Here is a 6775-nt window from a genome sequence, read left to right on the forward strand (position 1 = left end):
ACGGTGCTTTACCTCTCAGTGTAACTCGTGGGGCGGTGCGGCCGTGAAGTCCCAAACTCAGATGCAGCCGGTAGGGGTAATCGGCGGCGGACAGTTGGCGCAGATGTTGGCTCTAGCGGCTCGTCGGCTGGGGATCCCCCTGGTTGTGCAGGCCGCTGCTCCCACCGAGCCGGCGGTGGCGGTGGCCGACGGGGTAGTTTGGGGCTCTGTAACCGACACCCAGGCCACAGCCCAGTTACTGGAATGCTGCTCGGTGGTAACCTTTGAAAACGAGTTCATCCCTTTGGCAGAGCTGCAAAAGCTGGATCCAGAGGGATCCCGCTTTCGCCCCCGCCTGAGCACCCTGGAGCCGTTGCTAGACAAGTTGCGCCAGCGGCAGTTTCTGGCGGAGTTGGGGTTGCCGGTGCCGGCTTTTTGGCCTGTGGAGATGGCGGATTTCTCTAGCCTAAGCTTCCCCTTGGTGCTCAAGCGGCGGCGGCAGGGCTACGATGGCCAGGGCACCCGCATCCTGCCCGACCGAGCAACCTTGCAAGAGGCCCTGGCCGAGTATGCCGGGATCCCGCTGCTTGTCGAAGAGTGGATCCCCTTTGAGCGGGAGCTGGCGGTGATGGTGGCGCGGGGGCTAGCCGGCGAGATCCAGATCTACCCCGTGGTGGAAACTGTGCAGATCGAGCAGGTCTGCCGCCATGTTCTGGTGCCTGCCCGCATTCCCGCAACTGTCGAGGCCGAGATTCGCGACCTGGCGGTCAAGGTAATGGACAAGTTGGAGGCAGTGGGCGTGTTCGCCATCGAGCTCTTCTGGGTGCCGCCGCCCCACCCCAAGGCTGGGATCTGGATCAACGAGATCTCGCCGCGGGTTCACAACTCTGGCCACTACACCCTGGAAGCCTGCCACACCTCCCAATTTGAGCAGCACCTGCGGGCCATCACCGGTTTGCCGTTGGGGGATCCCTCCCTCAAGTGTGGGGGGGCAGTGATGGTGAACCTCCTGGGCTATGAGCACTCCAGCAGTGACTATGCCCAAAAGCGGCAGCGCCTGGCAGAGATCCCCAATGCCACAGTGCACTGGTACCACAAAACCCCTGCCCGCCCAGGACGAAAACTGGGCCATGTCACGGTCTGCCTACCCCATCCTCCCTCTCCTGCGGAAGCGGCGGCCCTTGTCCGTACCCTCGAAGCCCTCTGGTATCCCCAGCCATGAGCCAAGCCTCAGATCCCACCTTTTCTCCAGCTATCCAATCCCCCCAAGAGCACTCTGCAGTGTTGAGCCCCGCTCTCCAATACCTCGCCGAGGTGGATCCCGGCAGTGCCCGCTGGTTTGTTCGCTACCTCATGGCCCCTGCTGCCAAAGCCCAACTGCGAGCAGGGATCCTGAAAGCCGCCCAAGGTTACCTCCAGGAGGCAGAAGGGCTCGACTACGAGCTCAAGCTCCATTCGCAATCGGGGGACCAGATCTTGAGCCTTAGGCGCCGAGCCCTGCCCTATGCTGCCCCGGATGACGATCCCTTTGGGCAGTTGTTGCTATCGGAGTTTTGCAAATTGCGGGACTAGACCACCATGGGTAGCACAGGTTATCGGCTGCAAGTGCTGGATATCACTGCCCTGCCCCAATTGCTGGAACTGGATCGGCGCTGCTACGGCGGACACTGGGGGGAGCAGGGCTATCGCGCGGAGCTGGAACGGCCCACCAGCACTGTCATTGGAGCTGTGGTGGAACCTGGAGACAGGGGCGAGAAGACGTCGCCTACCCCAACGTTAGTAGGCTTTGGCATCCTCTGGCGCATTGAGGAAGAAGCCCACATCATCTCGTTGGCAGTGGATCCTGACCATCGGCGGCGTGGTTTGGGTCGAAGGATCCTGGAGGAGCTGCTAACCCAAGCCAGGGCAGCAGGCTGCTGTTGGGCCACGTTGGAAGTGAGGGCTTCTAACCACGCTGCCATCCGCCTCTATGAATCGGCAGGGTTTCAACTGTTGGGACGTCGCAAGGGCTATTACAACAACGGAGAAGATGGGCTGGTGTATTGGAAGAAACCAATTTAGGAGGAACCAACAGTTCTAAGAAGCTGCAGAAGTTTTCCCTGGACACCTTTTTTCTTTGCCAGCACCCCTGCAGTTTTGGTCAACCATCAGCTCCTGATATGAGTGGACGTAAAGTTTCGTTTCAAGACGTGGCGTTTTTGTTTTTTGAGGCTCTCTCCTAGGTCAGCCCAGCTTGCCTGAAGAAGCGCTTCAGGCTAGCCTACTCTTATCATTTGAACATCCTGATCATTTCAGGTTGTGAGGGTAATCATGGACACCTCTATAAACACTCTTCAAGATGAGGCCGTCTCCTTTGTTGTCAATCTTTGGGGTAGAGTTACTGCTTTTATGCCCAATCTGCTGGCGGCGATTGCCATCCTAGTTCTGGGTTGGCTCGTGGCCACGGCGGTGGCCTTCGGCGTTCGGGGGCTGCTCAGGCGGACGCAGCTCGATAACCGCCTAGCTGCTTGGGTTTTGGGGCAAAAGCCTGGCGAGAAGCTGCCGCAAACGGAGCGCTGGGTGGCCGCTGCTGTTTACTGGATCATCCTGGCTTTTGTGTTGGTGGCGGTGCTGAATGCCCTACAGCTCCAGGCCGTCTCCGACCCACTCAACAGGTTTTTGGGAGAAATTTTCGTCTATCTGCCGCGGCTGGGTGGAGCCCTGGTGCTGCTGGTGGTGGGCTGGGCGGTGGCCACGGTTGCCCGCCTAGCGGTCATTCGGGGGCTGCGGCGCTTTAACTTGGACGAGCGGCTGGTTCAGCCTCTTCACCAAGAGAGTGCTGCCGGTGAGGTGGGTACAGAAGGAACAGCTGCAAAGTCAGAGGGGGGGGCTGAGGTCGCTCCTTTTCTCTTGAATGAAGCTCTGGGTGACGCCCTCTACTGGTTGATTCTGCTGTTCTTTTTGCCGCTCATCCTGGATACGCTGAACCTGCGGGGGCCGCTGCAGCCGGTGCAGAACCTGCTGGATCAAATCCTGTCGATGGTGCCGCGCATTTTGGGAGCGCTCATCATCGGTGGGGTGGGCTGGTTTTTGGCCCGCATTGTGCGTGGGATCGTTTCCAATTTGCTAGCGGCAGCAGGAGCCAACCGCTTGGGGGCCCGCTTTGGCATTCCCCAGTTGGCCCAGACGGTGGGCACGGTAGCCTACATCTTAGTGTTGATCCCGGCGGTGATTGCGGCTCTCAATGCTCTGGAAATCCGGGCCATCTCGGATCCGGCGGTGGCGATGCTGGAGCAGGTGTTGCGGGCCATTCCCCGAATTGCAGGATCGGCTCTGATTCTGGCCGTCTTTTATTGGCTGGGGCAGTTCTTGGCCGGTTTGGTGACCCAGTTGCTGCAGGCGGTGGGCTTTGACCGTCTGTCTGCTGGCCTGGGCTTGCCCTTGGCCCCTGCTCCTGAAGCACCTGCTGCTGAAGGGGAGTTGGTGAAGCGGCGCACCCCCTCTGAGATTGCTGGACTGGTGGTCTGGGTGGGCGTGGTCTTGTTCGGGGCAGTGCCGGCGGTGGAGCTGCTGCAGTTTGCCGCTTTGACCGACATCGTGGAGGGGCTGTTGCTGATTTCCGGGCGGGTGCTCATCGGCGCCTTGGTGTTCGGGATTGGCCTTTACCTGGCCAATTTGGCCCATTCCATGATCAAGAGCTTGGGCAACCCCTCTGCGGGCGTGCTGGCGCAGGCGGCGCGGGTGGCCATTTTGGTTTTCGTCGGCGCCATGGCCTTACAGCAGATGGGTGTAGCCACCGACATTGTGGTGCTGGCTTTTGGCCTGGTGCTGGGTGCGATTGCCGTCGCGGTGGCCTTGGCTTTTGGCTTGGGAGGTCGCGATGTGGCTGCCGAGCAGATCCGGCAGTGGCTGAAGCGGGAGTGAAGAGGCCAAATCTGCTAGAGGAATTGCTCTTCCTAGCCTAAAACCTAAGGAGAGCAGGGCCTCCTAAGGAGTGGCCGTGCCGCCCATCCGATGGCTCCCTCAAGGTTAACCCTGTTTTGCTTGCAAATGTACCCCGCCTGGCAAAACGCTCGGCGGGGTCTTGTTTTCTGGGTTTAAGCTGCCTCCGAAACTTTGGCCTCTTCTGGCGTTGCTTCCTGCACCACGATCTTGCCCCGGAACACCACATAGTTGTAGATGTTGTAGGACAAAATAACCGGGATCAAAAAGCCAATAAAGGTGAGCATAAACACCAGTGAACTGGGAGAAGCGGCTGCTTCGTAGATGGTGACGCTGGGAGGAATAATGTTGGGGAAAACCATAAACCCCAGGCCGATAAAAGAAAGGGCAAAGATTAAAAAAGTGTAAACCAAAACGCTATTTTCTTCTCGCCGCCGCAGGCTGCGCAGCAACAGAGCCACCAACAAAAGTCCCAAAACGGGGATGGCAGCAAAGATATAGAAAAGAGGAGGCGAGAAAAGCTGAGCGCGCGCCTGCTCCGACATGATGGGGGTGCTGATGGTGATAAACACTGCCCCCAGCAACGTTGTCCAGGTGGCGATGGTTGCTGTCTTGTAGTAGGTTTTCTGCAGCTCGCCGGTGGTCTTAACGATTAGGTAGGCCGAGCCGATTAACACGTAGCCCTGGATAAGCGTAAGAGCCACCAACACCGTGCGCCAGGTTAGCCAATCCCAAGGGCTGCCGGCAAAGTGGCCGGCTTCGTCGACGCGGATCCCTTCGAAGACGCTGCCCAAGGCAAACCCCTGGCCCAAGGCCGCCAAAAAGCTGCCCACCCCAAAGGCGAGGTTCCACACCAGCTTGTTGTCGGCGTTCTCCCGAAACTCGAAAGAGACAGCCCGCAAGATCAGGCCCACCACCATGATCACCAGCGGAATGTAGAGGGCGTTGAGAATGGTGGCGTAGGCAAGGGGAAAGGCTCCAAATAGGGATCCCCCCATCAACACCAGCCAGGTCTCGTTGGCATCCCAGACATTGCCCAGACTGGTCATGAGAATGCTGCGGCGCGTTTCGCTGGAGGCTGTCAGGGAAAGAATGCCAACCCCCAAGTCAAATCCATCTAGCAGAACATAAAGGAAGAGAAAGAGACCGAGGATAAAAAACCAGACTTGCGGTAAAAACTGCTGTAAAGGCTCGAAAGATTCCATCGTCGTTCTCTCCGCTTTGGGTATTTCCGACCAGTTCGAGACATGATCCCCCTCACCCCCAGCTCCTCTCCTTCTGGGAGAGGGGAGCTGGAAATCGACAAGTGGCTTGGCTGCTGTTGGATAAAGAGCCGGCAGTGTCGCCTGGGTCCTGTTGGAGCCGCACCGGCGCTAGCGAGCTTCTGCAGGACGGCGATCCGGCTCGTGGCGGGCAGGCTCGATCACGATCACCGGCTGGGTTGCCGGAACGGGGGCAGGCAGCTCCAGGTTAGGCCCTCTGCGGAGGATGCGGCTGCCAAAGTAAAGGGCAGCCACGAAAAGCACTGTATACAAAGCAGTCAGGCCGACCAAAGAAAACAGCACCTCTCCCGGCGGCAGCGGCGAAACGGATTCCGCGGTGCGCAGTTGTCCATACACAATCCAGGGCTGCCGGCCAACACAGCGGACAATCCAGCCAGCCTCGACGGCAATGTATCCTAGGGGGCCAGCAAAGACCCAGGCCCACATCAGCCACTTCTGCTGGGAGAGGGCCTCCGCCGACAGCTTGCCCCTCAACCACTGGATCAAGGTAACCCCCACAAGCCCGGCCAGAAACAGGCCAATGGCCACCATTGTCCTAAAGGAGTAGTAGATGAGGCCAATCATGTGAGGACGATTTTGGGGATCCCAAGCTTTCAGGCCCTGCACCGGTCGATCCAGCCTGGGCTTAAATTCCAGCAGATAGCCCAGCGCACCGGGGATCTTCACCTCCCACTCGTTGCGCTCTTCTCGGTCGTTGGGCAGGGCTAGCAGGCTCCAATCGGCTCGTTCGCCGGCAGGGATCGTCTCCCACTGGGCCTCCATGGCCGCCAGCTTGGCCGGCTGATAGCGATACACTTGCTCTGCGCTCAAGTGGCCGATAAACACCTGCAAGGGGGCTACCACCAGAGCCATTGCCAAGACCACTTTGAGGGAACGGGAAAAAAACTCGCTGTGCCGCCGCTTGAGAATGTACCAGGCACTGATGCCACCAATTACAAACAAAGAGGTCTCCAAAGTGGCAAAAAACATGTGCAGAAAGCTATTGACCATGAAGGGATTGACAATGGCTTGCAGGTAGTCGTGCACCACAAACTTTCCATTGACAAATACTCCCCCTGCCGGCGTCTGTAGCCAAGAGTTAGCCGTCAGGATCCAAAAGGTAGAGAGGTTGGCGCCGAAGGCCACCAGGATGGTCGAGATCCAGTGAATCACCGGCGGCACCCGCTCCCAGCCAAAGAGCATGATCCCCAAAAAGCTGGCCTCCAGCATAAAGGCCATCGTGCCCTCAAACCCAAGGATGGTTCCAAAAAAGTCGCCCACTGCCTCAGAAAAAGGGGCCCAGTTCATGCCAAATTGAAAGGCCATCGGCAACCCTGAGGCCACGCCAAGGCCAAAGTTCAATACATAGATCTTTGACCAGAAACGAGCGTGGCGATAGTAATCTAGATTGCGGGTTTTTAGCCAAAGGCCCTCTATAACAACAAGATAAATAGCCATTCCTGTTGTTAAAACCGGCCATAGCATATGGAAAATGGCCGTGAGGGCAAACTGTAGTCGAGAAAGTGCGACGGTGTCTAGAAACATGATTGGCACCCAGTTTGGATGGATAAACTCAACTTTTCCCAACCCTCTCTGCTGCAGTTTGTGCAGGC

General features: G+C 58.2%; 6 protein-coding genes. 4 read left to right on the plus strand and 2 right to left on the minus strand.

The genetic code is table 11. The features are described from left to right. Nucleotides 1-61 precede the first annotated feature (61 nt). From NW827_RS08850 to NW827_RS08865, 4 genes are all read left to right on the plus strand, one after another. The gene (locus NW827_RS08850) at nt 62-1201 is read left to right on the plus strand and encodes a 5-(carboxyamino)imidazole ribonucleotide synthase (protein WP_414503585.1); all 1140 of its coding nucleotides are present in this window, start codon (nt 62-64) and stop codon (nt 1199-1201) included. Beyond that, on the plus strand, nt 1198-1551 hold the full coding sequence (locus tag NW827_RS08855) for a hypothetical protein (RefSeq protein ID WP_414503578.1): 354 nt from the start codon (nt 1198-1200) through the stop codon (nt 1549-1551). Before NW827_RS08850 ends, NW827_RS08855 begins: the two co-directional genes overlap by 4 nt. A gap of 6 nt (nt 1552-1557) precedes the next feature. Next, entirely contained in the window at nt 1558-2040 is a 483-nt protein-coding gene (gene rimI / locus NW827_RS08860) for a ribosomal protein S18-alanine N-acetyltransferase (protein ID WP_414503579.1), read from the plus strand. Nucleotides 2041-2289: 249 nt separating this feature from the next. Further along, entirely contained in the window at nt 2290-3882 is a 1593-nt protein-coding gene (locus tag NW827_RS08865) for a mechanosensitive ion channel (RefSeq protein WP_414503580.1), read from the plus strand. Nucleotides 3883-4055: 173 nt separating this feature from the next. Here NW827_RS08865 and cydB read toward each other — a convergent pair whose 3' ends face one another. Both cydB and NW827_RS08875 read right to left on the minus strand, forming a co-directional pair. Beyond that, a complete protein-coding gene (gene cydB / locus NW827_RS08870) occupies nt 4056-5105 on the minus strand; it encodes a cytochrome d ubiquinol oxidase subunit II (protein WP_414365090.1) in 1050 nt (349 codons plus the stop codon). 168 nt (nt 5106-5273) lie between these two features. Beyond that, on the minus strand, nt 5274-6707 hold the full coding sequence (locus NW827_RS08875; RefSeq protein ID WP_414403893.1) for a cytochrome ubiquinol oxidase subunit I: 1434 nt from the start codon (nt 6705-6707) through the stop codon (nt 5274-5276). Nucleotides 6708-6775: the final 68 nt, after the last annotated feature.

Origin of the sequence: Synechococcus sp. H70.1, from assembly GCF_047502705.1 — a bacterium.
Classification (GTDB): domain Bacteria; phylum Cyanobacteriota; class Cyanobacteriia; order Thermostichales; family Thermostichaceae; genus Thermostichus.

What these genes read in the sequence shown, in the direction of transcription:
- rimI (WP_414503579.1), top strand. Translation starts at nt 1,558, where the DNA reads ATGGGTAGCACAGGTTATCGGCTGCAAGTGCTGGATATCACTGCCCTG.
- cydB (WP_414365090.1), bottom strand. Translation starts at nt 5,105, where the DNA reads ATGGAATCTTTCGAGCCTTTACAGCAGTTTTTACCGCAAGTCTGGTTT.
- NW827_RS08850 (WP_414503585.1), top strand. Translation starts at nt 62, where the DNA reads ATGCAGCCGGTAGGGGTAATCGGCGGCGGACAGTTGGCGCAGATGTTG.
- NW827_RS08865 (WP_414503580.1), top strand. Translation starts at nt 2,290, where the DNA reads ATGGACACCTCTATAAACACTCTTCAAGATGAGGCCGTCTCCTTTGTT.
- NW827_RS08855 (WP_414503578.1), top strand. Translation starts at nt 1,198, where the DNA reads ATGAGCCAAGCCTCAGATCCCACCTTTTCTCCAGCTATCCAATCCCCC.
- NW827_RS08875 (WP_414403893.1), bottom strand. Translation starts at nt 6,707, where the DNA reads ATGTTTCTAGACACCGTCGCACTTTCTCGACTACAGTTTGCCCTCACG.